At 51.3% G+C, this 17601-nt stretch carries 14 protein-coding genes; 2 read left to right on the top strand and 12 right to left on the bottom strand.

What is annotated here, in order from left to right; all coding sequences use genetic code 11:
- Positions 1-51: 51 nt before the first annotated feature.
- From C9F12_RS01900 to C9F12_RS23010, 12 genes are all read right to left on the bottom strand, one after another.
- Positions 52-1179, bottom strand: a complete 1128-nt coding sequence (locus C9F12_RS01900; RefSeq protein ID WP_108447781.1) for a glycosyltransferase — start codon at positions 1177-1179, stop codon at positions 52-54.
- Positions 1180-1534: 355 nt separating this feature from the next.
- Positions 1535-3214: an IS1634 family transposase gene (locus tag C9F12_RS01895; RefSeq protein WP_108447780.1), complete on the bottom strand. Its 1680-nt coding sequence runs from the start codon at positions 3212-3214 to the stop codon at positions 1535-1537.
- A 287-nt stretch (positions 3215-3501) separates the two neighbouring features.
- Positions 3502-4710 (bottom strand): hypothetical protein, encoded by a 1209-nt coding sequence (locus C9F12_RS22445; protein WP_162816365.1) that lies wholly within the window; start codon positions 4708-4710, stop codon positions 3502-3504.
- 482 nt (positions 4711-5192) lie between these two features.
- Positions 5193-5897, bottom strand: coding sequence for a DDE-type integrase/transposase/recombinase (locus C9F12_RS01885; protein ID WP_108447778.1), 705 nt, complete (start codon positions 5895-5897; stop codon positions 5193-5195).
- Positions 5894-6196 (bottom strand): transposase, encoded by a 303-nt coding sequence (locus C9F12_RS01880; protein ID WP_108447777.1) that lies wholly within the window; start codon positions 6194-6196, stop codon positions 5894-5896. Before C9F12_RS01880 ends, C9F12_RS01885 begins: the two co-directional genes overlap by 4 nt.
- Before the next feature lie 43 nt (positions 6197-6239).
- Complete coding sequence (locus tag C9F12_RS01875) at positions 6240-6506, bottom strand: hypothetical protein (protein ID WP_240184133.1); 267 nt, start codon at positions 6504-6506, stop codon at positions 6240-6242.
- A 121-nt stretch (positions 6507-6627) separates the two neighbouring features.
- Positions 6628-7755 carry a glycosyltransferase family 4 protein gene (locus C9F12_RS01870; RefSeq protein WP_162816364.1) on the bottom strand — a complete coding sequence of 376 codons (1128 nt, stop codon included), beginning with the start codon at positions 7753-7755 and terminating at the stop codon, positions 6628-6630.
- The gene (locus C9F12_RS22440; RefSeq protein WP_162816363.1) at positions 7748-9034 is read right to left on the bottom strand and encodes a hypothetical protein; all 1287 of its coding nucleotides are present in this window, start codon (positions 9032-9034) and stop codon (positions 7748-7750) included. Before C9F12_RS22440 ends, C9F12_RS01870 begins: the two co-directional genes overlap by 8 nt.
- A 1-nt stretch (position 9035) precedes the next feature.
- The gene (asnB, locus tag C9F12_RS01865; RefSeq protein WP_108447775.1) at positions 9036-10784 is read right to left on the bottom strand and encodes an asparagine synthase (glutamine-hydrolyzing); all 1749 of its coding nucleotides are present in this window, start codon (positions 10782-10784) and stop codon (positions 9036-9038) included.
- Between the two features lie 52 nt (positions 10785-10836).
- Complete coding sequence (locus tag C9F12_RS01860) at positions 10837-11823, bottom strand: IS481 family transposase (protein ID WP_108447774.1); 987 nt, start codon at positions 11821-11823, stop codon at positions 10837-10839.
- Between the two features lie 66 nt (positions 11824-11889).
- On the bottom strand, positions 11890-13305 hold the full coding sequence (locus C9F12_RS01855; RefSeq protein ID WP_108447773.1) for an MBL fold metallo-hydrolase: 1416 nt from the start codon (positions 13303-13305) through the stop codon (positions 11890-11892).
- A 94-nt stretch (positions 13306-13399) separates the two neighbouring features.
- Positions 13400-13843, bottom strand: coding sequence for a prepilin-type N-terminal cleavage/methylation domain-containing protein (locus C9F12_RS23010; RefSeq protein ID WP_108447772.1), 444 nt, complete (start codon positions 13841-13843; stop codon positions 13400-13402).
- 321 nt (positions 13844-14164) lie between these two features.
- Between C9F12_RS23010 and pilB the strand changes: the two genes are divergently transcribed.
- Positions 14165-16036: a type IV-A pilus assembly ATPase PilB gene (gene pilB, locus C9F12_RS01845; protein WP_240184132.1), complete on the top strand. Its 1872-nt coding sequence runs from the start codon at positions 14165-14167 to the stop codon at positions 16034-16036.
- Positions 16037-16394: 358 nt separating this feature from the next.
- Positions 16395-17534, top strand: coding sequence for a type II secretion system F family protein (locus tag C9F12_RS01840; protein WP_240184131.1), 1140 nt, complete (start codon positions 16395-16397; stop codon positions 17532-17534).
- Positions 17535-17601: the final 67 nt, after the last annotated feature.

Genomic DNA, 17601 nt, shown 5'->3' with positions numbered 1-17601 from the left:
CATCTGAAACAAAGAATATATCTTTCTTTAACTTTAAATATTTCTATCCATTTACTTCAATAATTCGCGGTACAAAGACATGTATTCACTTCCTATTTTTTCAGGAGAAAGCTCATTCTTCGCAAATAGGAAAGCACATTCAGAATAATCTTCATAGCATTCAGTTATTTCCAAACTCAGAATCCGAAATCTTTCTAAATTAGCATCAGAGGCATTCTGAAAATCAAAAAGTTTCCCATTTTGCCCGTTAACATATGTGTCGATCCCCGTGCCAGATTGAGCTATCACAGGACAGCCATATGAAAACGACTCACACACTACATTTGGAGAATTATCCAGTTTGGATGGACAAAGCAAAATGTCAAATTCATCAAAAACCCAATGCAATGAATCTTTGCTAAAAGGGCCATGAAATTTCACATATACGTTTGTTGATCTAACTGCTTTAACATTACTAGGATTACCAAAAGCATGCAACTCGACTTTTTGACCTTGCGCTTGCAAATACTCTAGACCTTTAAATATATCAGAAAACCCTTTTCTTGGATCATCGATATTTCCTGATATAAAACCAAACCTTAACACTCTTTTTCCTGAGAGAGATTTACGTTTCTGAGAAGAACATACAACGGCATTTTTAATATGTCTAACTTTGGATCTAACTTCTTTATTTTCATTTATTTTTCCGGCGAGCCAAATCGATGGCGCCACACGGCAGCAAGGAACATTATTTTCATTAAAAATAATTAACTTAAAAATTGAATTTGATAGCAAATTCTGACTATTCTTTTCTGCATAGTGTTTTGCCCCATGATAAGGCCAAAAGTCACTCATCCGATGTATTACCGGACATGGCGCTTTTCGAATATCCTTGAAAGAAATTGTATTAGCGGAAACATCACATAGCTGAACTACATCTGGTTTATGATTTTCAATCAACCTCAATATATTTAGAGATGCAGGATAGAACTTAAAGAAATGCGTCTCTGCATCAAACAAAACTCTTTCAAAGCAACGTTCAACCACTCTCGCCGCCGTTTTTACCTTACCCACCTGCTCTTTGGAAGCCTCTATTTCAACAACTTCAGCGCCCGCACTCTCCAAAGCCAGCTTTAGATTTTTTGCTCCGCTAGCGGCGCCTCCTTTTTTAAAGCTTCTTGCTACTAGCAGCACTTTCATAACCCCTCTCCTTCAACTTCGGATTTTTTCCTAATCATTTTTGACCTAAATAACTTGAGAGGATGAAACTCTATTTTTATACTATCAATGGATCTGTTATATTTGCTAAAACTTACCGGCATGTCCGTCTCAAAAACTATTCAACGTACAATAGCCATCTTAGGGCTTTTACCAGTTTATTTCTGTCGCATAGTGACGAACGATCTTGACCAAAAAAATATATAAACCGGTCTAAGTGTAGTGTCTCGGATGTTCAATTGCCCAAAAGGAGCTATCCTTTGATAGCCGCCCCCGAGTTCGACAGTTAGAAGCGTAAACTACTGATTAGCCTGGAAACGCGTTTTCAAAATTGGCACTACAAGCGTGATGCAGCAGGTGCCGGCAGGCCAATCGCCTCGAAAAGGTCGCGCTGTTCAGGCTTCAATTTGGTCAGGCCGCTCGCCGTCTCGCGACGGTGGAGCAGGACCTGGTGGAACTGGATCTTGCGGGCAATCTCCAGTGCCCGCGTCGGCGACAGCGGATGACTGCTCGCCTTCAGTCGCATCCTGAGCACCCGGTAGAGCACCAAGGCGAGGAAGCAGATCAGCGCATGAGCGCGGATGCGATCCGGTAGCCGGTGGTAGACCGGCGCGATCTCGATGTCGCTCTTCAGCACTCGGAAGCCGCGCTCGATGTCAGCCAGCGCCCGGTAGCGCTCCACGATCTGTTGTGGCTCATGATCAGCCATATTGGTGACCAGCAGCAGCTTGCCATCCAGCATCCTGGCGCGATCGAGCGCTCGCTGATCCAGCACGTAGTTAAACGTCTCGGCCGTCAGGTCGACCTTCAGGATATGCCCGAGGTGAGCATCAGTGACGGCCTTGTAGAACCTGGCCGTCACGCCGGCATCAGAGAGCTTTCTGCCGCGATAGCGACGCCCGGCATCCTGGTTATCCAGCTTCTCGAACCACTGGCGAGCATCAGCTTGCAGTGCCTCGAGCTTTTGATCGCGCGCCGCCGTCTGCACCTTGGCGACTTCCGGCCGGTGCGCCACGATCAACCGGTGATCCTGCCATGCCATCTCGCCATAGGCTTCGGTGTCGGCGTCCTGGCAGTGGGTCTGATGAAACACCTTCAGCAGATCATCAAACTCGCTGTAGCGGCGACCCGGAACCGCCAGGATGAACTCGAGGGGGCGTCCCTCGACACGCACGGCTGACAAGGCCTCCAGGTTATCGAGGGAGAGCAGCCCACGGTCGGCCACCAGCACGACACGGCGGACGTTGAAGCGCTTGACCACGGTCTCGATGGTCGGCAGCAGCGTCTTGGTTTCCGCGACGTTGCCATCGAATACCTCATGGTGGATGGGCAGGCCTTCCGCCGTCTGCACGACGCCCAGCATGAACTGTCGGGCGATCCCGCCCTCCTTCGAGGGACCATAATGGCGAACATCACCATCGAGTGAGGTACTGCCTTCTGCCCGGATCGTGGTGAGGTCATAGAAGACGATCGACAGCTCTTGATCGATCAGCGGCTTGAGCTGCTGTGCCAGCACGTCATTGAGGGCTTCGCTGCAGTTCGACAGCGTGTCCATGGTGCGCAGCAGGTGCTGATGGCTGATCGAGGCTGTGTCGACATCGGGCACCAGCACATCTTCCAGCCAGCGCAGCACACCGAGCTTCGATTCGGGATCGCATAGCCGATTGAATACCATGACCCGCAGTAGCCGCTCGGCATCGAACTGCCGCTTGGTGCGTAGCACCCGCCGGAAGGCGTCATCCAATCCAAGCTCTTTCCAGAGCGACGTCAGCAGCCAGGTATCGCCAACGGATCGCGCCGGCGCAAAGTCGGTCTCGCCGGTGCCTTCTTCAAGCGTCGGCTGGCCGGAGACGCGCAGCAGGCCATTGATCAGCGCGCTGGATTCCCCCGCCGTGACGGCTTCCAGGCGTCCCAGCGTCGCGATCACGCGTTGCCGCGACTTGCCAGCTTCGTCGCGGTAAGACTCGACGAGCTTCACGTAGCGGCGCGGCCCGGATTTGGTGACTTTGACGAACATGTCACCACCATAGACAGCCTACTCAGCTATTGGCAAGGTGCCACGAGAAAAACGTGTCACTACAAGAATGTTGGCCACGATTCGATAAGTCACTGAATTCTCAGACCACAGGGGCCGGTTTCAGGCCAAAATCGGGCTGAAAGTGTCGAACTCGGGGGGGCTCTTTACATGTTCATGGATGAACTGACTAAGAAATCCTCGGGCTTCTAAAAAATAAAAGCTCCTTCTAGTAAACTGGAAATCCCACACACTAAACATGACTTATAAATAAGGCATGATCAATTCACCTATTTCCTGAATCTACTCAAACTGACTTCACGCTGATTGATCAAAAGCCAATTTTTATTCCTCGAACAGAAGTGGTATCCATACTCTATTGTAAAATAGATCGTAATACCTTTTAACCCTATAAAAATTTCCTTTCCGGCACCGACAAACACCACAAAAAATGTCAAACATAAAACAACTAAAAAAGCAGGATCGCAAGATCTCAAAAATGCTTTTAGTAAAGTGATCAAAAAAACAAAGTATGGAAACAATAGCACACACGTTCCCACAAAGCCAAACATTAGCGAATATCGTGTATATCCAATATCAGACTCTAGATAAAAAGAATCTCTTCCACTACTACCACTTCCAAAAAGATAAGATGCGAACGTATCTTCAGCTTGGCTTACAACAACCATTTTTGATAGTCTCGAAAATGTTTCTGAGTCACCTGAAGAGAAATCGCTTAAAAACCAAATTAAGGACTCTTTAATATAAGGAGACAAAACAATAATAGAAATCACGAAAAATGGCAGCAAGAAGACTATCCTTCTTTTTCTAGAGTAAAAAACAAAGGATAGCATCAAACATATCAAAAATATAAACACACCAGTCCTAGCCATCAAAAAAAGACTTACGAATATAACCAAAGACACAACCAGCCACATTAAATTCAATTTATAATTGTTAAAGTAATAGTAGCTAGCCCATACTAAACCTATTCCATGCAAAGTTCCGTTAACTGCATTTCCCGCATACAACAACCCCGGGAATCGGACCCCATAGAAATAACCAGTTGTCTGGCTCGATACTGATGAAAAACCATATATAAAATCTGCAAACCCGGGTACCATTTTTTGCAGAATAACAAAGATCGAATTTATGAAAACACAAACAACGAAAATTTTTCTAAAATCTTCTAATTTTATTCGATGCTGGATAAGAAAACTACAAAGACCTCCACCAAGCATAACTAAAAGAAGGTATCTTAGCGAAAACTCGATAGAACCAACGTATCCGTATACGACATAATTAATAAGCGACAAAAAAAGCAAAAATATTGCTGTAAATAATATGAGTAAAACTCCGTGTTGCCCCCCCCTGGCTATCAAATAAAAAGAAAAAAACAATGATAAAAAATATACAGTGTCAAACCCACTATCAAACTTAATCCCTACTATGGAAAAGAACACGATGCATAAAATTGTCGTTTGCTTTATTAATTTCATTTCACTTCCCGAATAACATCGCGTTCGTCATCGCTAGATTTTGAGAAAAAGTCCACTCGTAATCGACGGTCTAGACATAATCTTACCCATGACCAGTCGCCCCCCCTTTAAGGAGCTACTTTGAACGAGGTGGCCCCATATAAAGGCAAGCAACTTTGATGGATAAGTCCCATACCCGTTTGTTCTCAAGCGTACAAGGATCAGGCCTTGGCTCTAAGCCTGCCGAGAGTTTGACCTCCAGCCCAGCCAGTTCTACAAATGGCGAGCCAAAGCCCAACAAAGCTCCCCAGCATGCAAACACTCCCTTGTAACACCCCTTTGGATTTTGCCCACCCTCCGCGGCTAAATCCGGGTGTACTCGGCGTGCCACGTAGCCGAGGATTGATGTAGCCGCTATTCGTTGTAGTAGCTAATCCATCGATTGATGACGACCTTGGCCTGACTCAGCCATTCAAAGCGATGGAGCCAGATGCAATCGTCCTTCAAGGACCGAAAGAAGCGCTCCTTGAGCCCGCTCTGTTCCGAAGTATATGAGGCGTTGCGAACTCTTGAGTCATGCCATAGGCCTTCACCGGGCCCGTGTACTGGCGGCTGCGGAAAATAAGCCCGTTATCGGAGCGAAAGGCCCATGACGGCTGCACGCGCCCCAGCGCACCGAGCAGATAGATCAGCGCTTCTTCCAACGCCGCCTCCACGGTCTTGTTGCTGCCATTGCCCGTTAACCGCCAGCCAAGGATCTCACGCGTGCCGCAGTCAATGAGGATCGCTAAGCTAGCCCGCCGATCCTTACCGCACCACACACAAACGAGGTCTGTTGCCCAGCATTCATCAGGCCTCGATGCGACGAACGGCAGACTCATGGCACGATGGCGGAAGCGCTGAGGCCGCTTGCGCACTTGCCAGCCTTTAATGCGCTGAATTGGCTTGCGCTTCTCCCCCAGGACGCATGCCAGTCGACGAAAGAATTGGTAGGGAACCGTTCCCCGGCCAGCTTCACCCGTGCTGTCAGATCGGTATTGATGGCACTCTGCCGCACGCTGGTCCGTCTCGGCCTGCTGGCGTCGCCGTGGAGACGCCTCATCGACACGTTTGCGCCAAACGTAGTAGCCTCGGGCGACGCAGAGAAACGCGCACATCCGCCGGATGCGGTGGACCTTGTGGTGTTGCTGGATGAAGGCGTACTTCACTTCAGGCTTTTTGCGAAGTACACCGCTGCCTTTTTTGCGATGGCCAGATCCTCCGCCATATCAGCCATCTGGCGCTTGAGCCGGGCATTCTCGTCAGCAAGAGCCTGTTCGCGTTCCGTCACCGTTTTGCGCTGCTGGGCTTTGGTGCGCCATTGATAGATCTGACTAGGCTGGAGGCCGAGGTCACGGGCGGCAGTGGTGACACCTACCCGTTCAGCGAGCAATAGAGCTTCCTCGCGGTAGGCATCGGTGTAGTGGGCACGTTGCTGTTTCTTCATGGGGGTAGCTGGCTTTGTCATGGGTCACCTCGTTCAGCGTAGTTCCTTAACGGGGTGTCCACCGCTACTGGGTAAGATCATTCTGCAGTGTCAGCAGTTGTTGGAAGGGCTTGTCGCGGCGGAAGTTCTCGATGGCGTCATAGTCGCTCATGCCCAGACACAGCAGGCCCAGGTAGCTCTTGATCACGTCGCTGGTGCGCATGCCCAGCGTGGTGGGGAAGCGGCTGTCGATGCTGTCGACGCCAGCGATCTCGAAGCACTGCCCGATGATGGACAGCCCGGCGTGGCTGGTGAGGGTGCGGCGACAGGCGCGGAACTTGACGTTGGGCATGAGACTGTCTGGGTGAATGGCGATATTCGCTATATTGCCATGCAGATTAGTAGGTTAGAAGCATTTCAGGGAGTCGGTCTCACGGATTCAGGAGGTAGAAAGGATACCTAACGTCGGAGGGCTACTCTTTACGGCATCTTTCGCATATCCTAATAACTCTTCTTGCCCTTTTACTCCATGTATACTTATCGACAAAAAGATCAAAAAGCGAATCAATATCTTTTTCCACATTAACCGACTCATCGATTGTTTGTGCCAAAGAAGCAACATCACTATTTTTAAAAAAATATACCTGAGCCGGAGAAACTATTTCCCTGAACACCGCAATATCGGATATAACAATCTTCTTTCTAAACGACATATATTCAAAAAGCTTTAGGGGCGAAGTATATTTACCAATATCCTCCCCATCTGCAGTCAATACCTTCGCCATATTTGGCAAAACAGCAACATCAATTTCATTCAAAAAACCCATAACGTCTGGTTGCGAGAGATGGCCGTAAAAAAACAAATTGCTAGCGTTTTTATATCTTTTTTTTAGCTTATTTAAAGTATCGCCATCTCCCCCTGCAATATGAAATGCGTAACGAGGAAGACGAAGGGCAGCCTCGCAAAGCAACTCCACTCCTTTCCCCTGCAAAAGACTCCCTGCATAGCCGACATTGAAGTCGTATTCCCCACAAAGTTTAAACTCTGGTATAGATGGTAAGTCATCAACCTCGTCAGCTGCATCATGCACAACTACAACTTTTTCCTTCGCAACTTTGTATCGCACCAACAAATCTTGCTTTAAAACTTCTGAAATAGCAACTACTTTTGTTATGCTCGAAGACCTTAATACTCTTTTTTCCACCCACGAGTTAATTAGTTTCGAGGACACTCCGTGTGATTCGTAGACGTGCGGTACTCTCAATATAAATGAAAGCACAAAAGAGCAATGTACATTTCTCGAATATATCAAGGCGTCCTTAGCTTTAAAAAAAATAAAAAAGGGAAAAAAAATAAAATTAATTATAGGAGATAAAAATGATTTGCCGTATAAACTATATAGATTAAGTTTAAATTTATCTTTCACACCATAACGCAACAAAATGTCCTCACCCCCATAGGCGGTCCTCCGCATTTTCTTCCCTAACAGCTCCACCCGGACTCCATTCCTTGCTAACGCGGCACACATTTTCATTGCATGAACTGAATTTGCCGTTTTACTAGGGATTACTGAATTTGAAATATAATAAAATTTATTCACCTTCGATTCTCAATTTTTTCAAAGACGGAAGTAGACGCAGAAAAGCGGAAGCAACATTATACAGAAAGTTTGAAAGTGCTACGCCAAGAACACCTACGTACGTACTAAGTGCATATAAACAAACCAAATACACAATACCTGTTACTATATTAATCTTTAGGACATATTTTTCCAGCCTTAATGAGATCGACAATGGGTGAGCGTAAAAGAACAACATATTTATTGCCACCCCCGCAACATAAATTTGTAATGCATAGTATGCGTTCTGCACACTCCCATCAGAAAACTCGTCCAACACTAGCCCACCAAAACCAACACTCACCAAGACAAAAAACAGAGCACCAGCAAACGAAATAAAGGTTATCTTTTTAAGGAAGAAAAGCACCTCACCCTTTCCTTTTTCAAAAAGAATTTTATTTATTTCTGGGTATATCACAATATACATCGGCTCGATAAGCTTTGACAAAATAGCTGCAAATAATTTAATTAATTTATAGACCCCTACAGCTTCAAGACTGATAATCTTTCCCACAATGACTTCATCAACATTTCGAATAGAAAGCACCGTGGTAACGTTGAAATGATTGACTGTTATAAACCTCTTTATATCTGCAAGCTCATGACCTTCATGTTGATTACTGATTTTAGTAAAAAGCCATTCTCTACAGTTTTTATTCACTATGCCAACTGTTAAAATCACTAGAAGAAGAGATCCAACTATCTCGAAAAAGGCAAAACCCAGAAGAATAAAAACAATATCCATCTCTGGTTTTTGCGTTACGTATAGCGCTAAACCAAGTTTTCCCATCCCTACAACTAGCAACTGCGCATTAATATATTTTAGTTTCTCTTCCGCTCTAGCAACTCCTTGCCACGTCCCGATCATTCTAAATGGAATGACGATCCCATACGCTGCTAGAGCTTGTGGATCTGATATGCCAAACCAACTAGAGTTCAATAAAACTACTACCAATACCACTATGCCTAAAAAAGCATTTAAAACATCAGTACTAAGACTTGCTCTGACAATCCTAAGATAACATTCTTTAAAATCACTATTTTTTCTAGGGTAGAACTTTACGACAGCTTGCCAACTCTGTGAACAACATAAGCCTTCTATTACGGCAACTATTGCCAGAACCAGCGAGAATTCACCAAAATCAGCAAGGGTTAATATTGATGCCAAGATCAATACGGATGCAAAGGTAGCGCCAGAGGAGACAGTGCTACCTGCTAGAAAGTTGGCAGAATTTAAAAGAAACCGTTTGTACTTCAGCATTTTAAACGTTGTATTCCAGCCAATCTTTCAGCACCCTTACGTGAAAAACATTCTCGCTATTTCCATCTTGATAATATTTGGGCCCAGGCAACCCAAATCCTCGTTTCTTTCTCTTTGTAAAGTCTAAACCGGTCTTTCTATAAAGATACTCTACTAATAGGGTCTTCGTCCCGTAATCTCGCTTTGATTTTTCGTCATATCGAGAAAAGGCGTACTCTACGATAGTTCTATCCATGAACGGCACCCTCACCTCTACTGAGTTCAACATAGATGCAAAGTCTACTTTACAAAATATCAACCCTGGTAGAAAGGTTTTAAAATCCAACCTCATATAGTCTTTCACACCATCACTTTTTTCATAGTGCCTCTTGTAATGCCAATAAGGATCATAATTACTTTCAAGATTTGGAAATAAATTGCGGTAGTCCCTATAAACTTTGGAAGCAGGCATGCCCCCCAACAAGTGAGTATACCTTTCCCATCTTTCGTCGTACCTAAACGCGCATAAAAACTTACTTCTAAAGTGTTTAATATAATGCTTGGCTAAAAAAAGCAATTTACCCGCAGTCACTCCAGGCGCCAAAATTTTATATCTAGAATAACCACAGAACAACTCGTCGCCTCCATCACCACCGATAGCCACTGTAACTTTATCTTTCGCTTTTTTATTCAACAAGTAGGTCGGAATTACAGAATCATCACCTATTGGCTCGCCCATTTTTTTGACAATTTCCCCAAGGACATGATTCGTATCTTGTGGTTCAATTGTCATAATATCAAGATTATTGTGATCTAACTTATCACAGAACTCATCAACAAAGTCTCTCTCTGATTTTTCGGACCCTACGAAGTCTAACGAAATTGCTCGAGGATCCAAATTTAATTCTCTTGCACTGCATAACAAACAAGAAGAATCAACACCTCCGCTTAGATAGAATCCCAGTGGCACATCAGAGACCACCTGCAACTCCATTGAATCTCTAATAAGTCTTTCAATCGTACTTTTATTCTCATCTACGTTGATACTAGCTTTCTCATTGCTCATTTCCCAGTAAAATCTTTTATTAACATCAAAGGTACTCAGATTAATCTCAACCACTTGTCCTGGTGACGCCTTGAAAACATTAACATAGATTGACTTTGGATACGGTACATACCGATACACTAGATAATCGAATATAGCTGTCTCATCAACAACCAGATCCGAGCTGTAGTTTTTTAAACTCGCGATCTCACTAGATACAATAACCTTACTACAGGCACCATCCACTTGATAAAATAATGGCTTAACCCCATACCTATCAATAAAGAATACAATTTTTCCTGACTCTCTGTCATGAATCACGACACCATACATACCATCTATTTTCTCTAGCATTCTATCCACACCCCAATGACAATAGGCGTGAAGAATCACCTCGCTATCAGATTGACTTGAGAATTTTGCACCACATTCTTCCAGCTCCCCTCGGATTTCTTTGTAGTTATAAATCTCGCCATTAACGGCAACTTCCGTTTTCTCATCTTCTGACACAAACGGCTGAAAACCTCTATCACTAGTATCTATGATAGACAGTCGACGATGTCCTAAAAAATAATTACTCCCTTGTATAGATCGGTATCCGTCAGGCCCGCGATGATACATCAAATCAAGACTCTTTTTTGCTTTCTCGATGTCCAAATTTTTATCATATGCAAAGAAAACACCACACATAAATATAACCTTATCTTTAAATCTGGTCTGACTCATGGCTCAGGCGTCGACACAACAACTCGGAATTTACTGATCATGAGACCTTGGCCTAGGTGTCAGGTCCCGGATGATTAATTACACGCTTGGTGAATAGTTCAGGACGCCTATTCTGCCAGTCTTTCATCGCAGAAATGGGGGCCTGGTGCTTCAATGCCTTCTGCGGGATGTGATGATTGTACAGCCAGCAGTATCGTTTTAGCGTTTGCTCCAGGTCTTCTCCGGAGACATAGCGACGCGTCGCCAAGACGTCACTGATACGGCCATTGAAGCGTTCGACTATTCCGTTGGTTTGAGGGTGGCCCGGTCGAATCAGGCGGTGCTCCACGTGGTGCTCTGCACATGCCTGGTCAAACGGATGCTGTCCGGTGGGCTTGCGCTCTCCACCAGAGGTGAAGCGATCCGTGAAGCTCTTGCCATTGTCCGTCAGCACCTTTTGGATCTTGAACGGGGCCTTCTCAACGACCCGATGGAAAAACGCTTCAGCATCGCTTGCCGCCTGGCTGGAGCGCACCTCCAGATAGACCCAGCGCGTAGCTCGGTCGATGGCAACGTACAGATAGCGGCGCTGCGTCTCATCAGGCATCTGCGGCAGATACTTGATATCGATATGGAGGTAGCCCGGTTCGTAGTCTCGAAAGGGCTTGGGCGCTTCCTTCTTGCCCTCCTGGTCCCTCTTAGCCAATTGGGCCAAGGTGGGCACCTGGCGACGTTTCAACATCCGGTGGAGCGCCGCTCTGGATAACGTGGGGTGCAAGAACTCCCGGGCGACGACGAGCAGGTCGTCGAGCCCGAGACGAAGGAATTCGCGTGCCGCAATCAGCACCTCTTCCTGCTCGTGGTAGAGCGTTGCCTTGAGGTTGTGACGGGTGTGGGGACGATCATAGACATCATCGCGGTGCCGCCACCGACGTATCGTCATGTCACTGACACCAAAGCGCTCCGCCAGCGCCGTATCGGTAACGTGAGCGGGAGCCGCCTGGATCTCAGCGCGGATCTTCGGGGTTGTAGTGGCTTGCTTATGAAGCTTGATGTCCACGGCAATGCTCCTGGATGAATTGACGGAGAAGCCCTCGGGCGGCTATCAAAGGATAGCTCCTTTTGGTCAATTGAACATCCGAGACACTACATTTACAGCTGCAGCATGCGTTTTAAGAGCACCCGCCAACTTACGCTGGCTTTTACAAGTTCCATGAACTAGTCGAACGTTGTCGACTTTCCTACCATGCTCTGAGACAAAATCGATCAAGTTCTTTTGATCCGCATGCGCTGAAAAGCCCGAAATACTCTTGATGTGAGCATTCACCGGCACGCTCTCTCGGTCAAGAACAACTTCGCTCCCACGTTTCGCTCGCTGAATCTGCCTGCCAGGCGTCCCCTCAGCCTGATATCCAACAAACAATACGGTGTGGCGAAAGTCAGGAAGGAGTCGCTTCAAATAGTTGACGACCCTGCCCCCGGTGACCATGCCGCTAGCGGCAATGACGATGGCCCAGGTGTTGGTGGTGGCGAGGTGCTCGACCATGGCGAGGTGCTCGACCATGGCGAGGTGGTCGTCGTGGCTATCTACGGTGACGAGGCCATCGAAGCTGAGGGGGTGGCGGCCCTGGTCGAGTCGCTCCTTGGCTTCGCTGTCCCACCAGGGCTTGAGGTCTCGGTATACTTCGGTGAAGCGTGCGGCCAGTGGTGAGTCGACGATGATCAGGGGGCGATCGCCTTTCTCTTCTGTCTGTCGCTCGTGCAGAAGGGTCTCGATTTCGTAGAGCAGCTCCTGGGTGCGGCCTATGCTGAAGGCTGGAATGACCACGCTACCGCCCTCGCGCTGTGCACGATAAATCATTTCCTTGAGCTGTGCGCGCCGCGTCCTGCGGCCTTCATGCCTTCTATCGCCATAGGTGCTCTCAAGCACCAGGACGTCCGCCCGCTCCAGCGGTGTGGGATCCGGCAACAGCGGGGTGTCGGGTGGCCCGAGGTCCCCCGAGAAGACGTAGCGATTATCCAGACTCGCGCGCTCGTCCTCAACATCAATTTCGACGTATGCTGAACCGAGTATATGCCCCGCGTTCTGTAGACGCACCTTGACCTTGTAACGCTCATCGTTTAACAGGGTTTTCCAAGCGCCATAGGGACTTGGATCAAGATGCATCTCAACGGTATCAAGAAAACGCTCGATTAGCCTGCGGTCACGGGTAAAGCCAATCTTGAGGGCATCCTCGATCACCAGCGGCAGCAGCCGCGCACTCGGCGGGGTGCAGATGATGGGGCCTTTGAACCCTGCTGCCATCAGGTAGGGCAGGCGGCCGATGTGATCGATATGGACATGGGTCACCACCAGAGCGATGACGTCGTCCACCGAAAATTCGATCTGGTGACGTTCAAAGCTAGACTGGCCATTGAGGTCTTCTCCCTGAAACAGGCCGCAATCGATCAAGATGGCGTGGTCAGGTGATATCTGGAGACGGTGACAGCTTCCGGTGACGCCATCGGCGCCACCATGGTGGATAATACTAGGGCCATTCAAAGTGATATCCCCCTTTACTCGGCAGGTACCAACTTTTCAGTCTCGAGATCGACTCGACCCAATAGCGCGTGTCAAGTCCAAGAGGCTTGACTGACTACAATGTCGAGGCATCGACAAGCTCCGGAATATCGAGCGAAATTGGGTCATCAGCATCGGCATAGTCCGCATTGGCCGGCGCCGCTTCTAGCGAACCCTCTGCGTCAGTTGTCGGTGCAGTGTACGAGACCTTAGTACCGTCGCATGCACTCCAGGCATATTCAGCATCCAGCGCTGGCGCTGTCTTGTCCGCCGTTCCTAGCGTTCCACTGACCGACAACGCCGTCCTCGCAGCTGCCAGCTCTTCCTTGCAGGCATTTACCGCGGCGCGCTTCTGGAAATTGGTGTACTGCGGTATGGCGATGGCTGATAGCAGCCCGATGATGGCCACCACCACCAACAGCTCTATCAGGGTAAAGCCGCCCTGCCCTGCCGGTATCACGGTTCCGCTCTGCTCAGAATTACTGATATTGGTACTGGTACTGCTTTTACTGTCTTCCATGTCTGATGCTCCCTGTTGGCTTTTTGCCGTTTCACGGTGGTGCACTTCCTGACCGGTGGTGCGGCTTGGAGAAAATGGCGCTGAGCCAGGCCATCAAGCTCCATAACGCCGCCCTACCGGGTTCGGAGCATCTTACTTGGCGCTGCGGGCGCCTCTGAGGGCTATACGACCAAACCTTGACGCTGATTCGGGTCCGGATAACAAAACCGCTTGTGCGGCCTCTATGGGCGCTCTGTAGCGGGGTAGACTGACGGCTAGATTCAGGATGTCGCCGACGGGAGCTATCGGGCCCATCGTGGGTCCACTTCCAGGGAGGGTGCAGTGCCATTTGACCAGGGGTTCGGCAACGGCTCGCCGCAGGGGCCAAACAGTGGATTGGCCCAACGGCTGGTGTCACAGGGGTTACTGAGTCCTCCGGCGGCGCTGCGGGCCGAGCGGGAGGCCCAGGACAGCCACAGCACGCTGTTGCGCTACCTGGTGGAGCATGAACTGGTGAGCATAGGGCCAGCGACCCGAGCTGCGGCAGAAGAATACGACCTGCCATTTGTCGATCTACAGGAGCTGGAGCCGAGCGAACTGCCGGCGCTCTCTCACTTCCCCGAAGCCCTGTTGCGCGAGCATTCGGTACTGCCGCTTAGCCTCGATGATCATCAATTGCACGTCGCGGTGCCCTACCCTTCTACTCTTGCTCGCCTCGGTGAGCTTCAGTTCGTCACCGGCAAGAGCTTGAAGCCGGCGCTGGCACCGCTGGATCAGATCCGCGCGCTGCTTGACGCCTACCTGGGCGCCGATCGCCCCGATGATGGCGCCATCGCCGTCGCCCTGGGGGCGCTAGGCGCCTCAAGCGGGAACAGTACGGGCGTCGACGAGCGTAGGGGCAAGATGTCTCAGTCGCGGCAGCCGGGTCTGCAGTCGGATCTGGCTTCTGGCCAGGGCGTGGCTTTCGACACTGAACAGGATGCCGATCTGGACGAGGAGCTCCATGCCGGGCTGGGTTCCGGGCTCAGCTCCAGCCTGAACGACCAGGCCGATGACGCGCCGGTGGTGAAGTTCGTCAACACCATCCTGCGTGACGCGGTGAGAAAGCGTGCCTCGGACATCCACTTCGAGCCCTTCGAGGAGTCCTTTCGGGTGCGCTTTCGCATCGATGGCCTGCTCCACGAAGTGGCCCAGCCGCCGCTTAACCTTCGCGGGCGCATCGCCTCGCGCCTCAAGGTGATGGCGCGGATGGACATCTCGGAACGCCGCCTGCCCCAGGATGGCACCATCAAGGTCCAGCTCGACGATGGCGAGGACATCGACTTCAGGGTCAACTCGCTGCCTACCGTCTATGGCGAGAAGATCGTGCTTAGACTGCTGGGCTCCAGGTCGGCACGCCTGGGTATCGAGCAGCTCGGCTTTTCACCGGACCAGCGCCGGCTGTTCGAGGCTGCCCTGGCAAGTCCCCAGGGGATGATTCTGGTCACCGGTCCCACCGGCAGCGGCAAGACAGTGACGCTGTACACCGGCATCCACCAGCTCAACGCCGTCGAGCGCAATATCTGTACCGCCGAGGACCCGGTGGAGATCAAGCTGTCCGGGATCAATCAGGTCAATGTGGCGCCCCGCATTGGCCTGGACTTCGCCAACGCACTGCGCGCCTTTCTGCGCCAGGACCCGGACGTGGTGATGGTCGGCGAGGTGCGCGACCGGGAAACCGCCGAGATCGCGATCAAGGCCGCCCAGACCGGCCACCTGGTGCTGTCCACGCTGCACACCAATTCCGCCGCCGATACCCTGTCGCGACTGTCGAACATGGGCATCGAAGCCTTCAATATCGCCAGCGCGGTCAGCTTGATCGTGGCCCAACGCCTGGCGAGGCGCCTGTGCAGCCAGTGTCGGTCCCCGGTCACCCTGCCTGCCGAGGTGCTGGTGCAACGTGGACTGACCCAGGCCGAGACCGATAGCGCCCAGCTGTACGAGGCCGTGGGCTGTCGTCACTGCACCCAGGGCTACAAGGGGCGGGTCGGGCTATTTGAGGTGGTGCCCGTGGACCAACGCATGCGCCGGCTGATACTGGAAGGGGGCAGCGCCGATGACTTCGACGCCCTGGCCCGCGCCCAGGGCTATCCGAACCTTCGTCGCAGCGGCCTTGATCGGGTGCTCGAAGGCGTGACCAGCCTGGCCGAGGTCTGCCGCATCACCGCCGCATGAGACCGCCGCCCTTCCCTCCACCATTTGAGTCCACCGACACGTGCCCTTTCGTCATCGTTCGCCTTCGACGGCTCCGCCTGCCTCTTCGTCCCTGTCGTCTTCTTCGCCAGCCCCTCCTCCTGGGCCCCCCGGGCAGGTAGGTGGCTACACCCCTGATGCAACGACGGGGGAGCCAACCTCTTCTGCCTCCGGCGGATCGGGTTCCCACGCTGGCCACAGCCACCTTTCAGCCGGGTCAAACGGGTCAAGCGGGTCACGCGACCACCTGCGCAGTGCACGCCGTTCCGCCCCCCAGCATCCGAGCCAGAGGTGCTGGCACTGGAAAGGCGAGGATCGCCAGGGCCAGCGGCGCAGCGGGGTGCTGCTGGCAACCGGCCGTCCCGAGGCCCAACGCCAGTTGCATCAGCTTGGTGTGATCCCGCGCAAGCTGCGCCAGGGCGGCACGCTTGCGCGCTTCGAGCGCCAGATATCGCCCCGGGATCTCACCCTGTTCTCGCGCCAGCTGGCGACCCTGCTGACCGCCGGCGTGCCGTTGTTGCAGGCCTTTCACGTGCTGGGCGAAAGCCTTTCAAAGCCAGCCATGCGGCTAGTCGTTCAGGCATTGGGCATGGACGTCAGCGCCGGGGCCAGCATGGCCCAGGCACTGTCCCGCCACCCGCTCACCTTCGATGCGCTGTACGTCAATCTGGTCGCCGCCGGTGAGCAGTCGGGTACGCTGGACCGCATGCTCGAGCGTCTGGCCGGCCACCTGGAAAAGCGCGAGCGATTGAAGGCGCGGGTTCGCAAGGCGCTGTGGTATCCCTCAACGGTGGTGGCGGTGGGCATCGCGGTCAGCGCCATCCTGCTGATCAAGGTGGTGCCCCAGTTCGAACAGATGTTCGAGGGCGTCGGGGCAAGCCTGCCCCCGCTGACTCGCCTGACCATCGAGCTTTCGGAGTTCGCCCAGCAATGGTGGCTGGTGCTGCTGGGAAGTGCAGGCGTGATGGCCGGTGCGACGAGATGGTGGATCAAGCGCTCGGCCAGGGCGCGCTTCGCCGCTCACGGCCTGGCGCTCAGGCTACCGGTGGTGGGGACGATCCTGGAACAGGCCTCGGTGGCACGCTTCTGTCGCACCCTGGCCACCGCCTTCGCCGCGGGCGTGCCCTTGGTGGAAGCGCTGAAGACCGCCGCCGGTGCTTGCGGCAATGACGTCTACCGCCAGGCGGTGGCGGCAGTGCAGACCGAAGTCGCCAGTGGCCAGCGACTCCACCTGGCGATGCGGGCGACCAGGCGCTTCCCGCCACTGGCGCTGCAGATGGTGGCCATCGGCGAGGAAGCCGGCGCACTGGACAGCATGTTGACGCGGGTAGCAGACCACTTCGAGCGCGAGGTGGACGATCGCGTCGACACCCTGACAAGCCTCCTGGAGCCGCTGATCATCGTGGTGCTGGGCGTGGTGGTGGGTGGCCTGGTGCTGGCGATGTATCTACCGATCTTCCAATTGGGCAACGTCATCTGACCAAGCCCCGGACTGATGAATCCAGGCATGACGAATCCTGACCTGAGGAGTCCAGGCTCGACGAAGC

This window comes from Halomonas sp. BN3-1 (assembly GCF_003056325.1).
GTDB lineage: Bacteria > Pseudomonadota > Gammaproteobacteria > Pseudomonadales > Halomonadaceae > Halomonas > Halomonas litopenaei.
This window is presented reverse-complemented; position numbering and strand designations above follow the sequence as displayed.

Bases quoted from the DNA above. Each gene is read 5' to 3' on its own strand.
- C9F12_RS01900 (WP_108447781.1), bottom strand. From the start codon at position 1,179: ATGAAAGTGCTGCTAGTAGCAAGAAGCTTTAAAAAAGGAGGCGCCGCT.
- C9F12_RS01895 (WP_108447780.1), bottom strand. From the start codon at position 3,214: ATGTTCGTCAAAGTCACCAAATCCGGGCCGCGCCGCTACGTGAAGCTC.
- C9F12_RS22445 (WP_162816365.1), bottom strand. From the start codon at position 4,710: ATGAAATTAATAAAGCAAACGACAATTTTATGCATCGTGTTCTTTTCC.
- C9F12_RS01880 (WP_108447777.1), bottom strand. From the start codon at position 6,196: ATGACAAAGCCAGCTACCCCCATGAAGAAACAGCAACGTGCCCACTAC.
- C9F12_RS01875 (WP_240184133.1), bottom strand. From the start codon at position 6,506: ATGCCCAACGTCAAGTTCCGCGCCTGTCGCCGCACCCTCACCAGCCAC.
- C9F12_RS22440 (WP_162816363.1), bottom strand. From the start codon at position 9,034: ATGCTGAAGTACAAACGGTTTCTTTTAAATTCTGCCAACTTTCTAGCA.
- asnB (WP_108447775.1), bottom strand. From the start codon at position 10,784: ATGAGTCAGACCAGATTTAAAGATAAGGTTATATTTATGTGTGGTGTT.
- C9F12_RS23010 (WP_108447772.1), bottom strand. From the start codon at position 13,843: ATGGAAGACAGTAAAAGCAGTACCAGTACCAATATCAGTAATTCTGAG.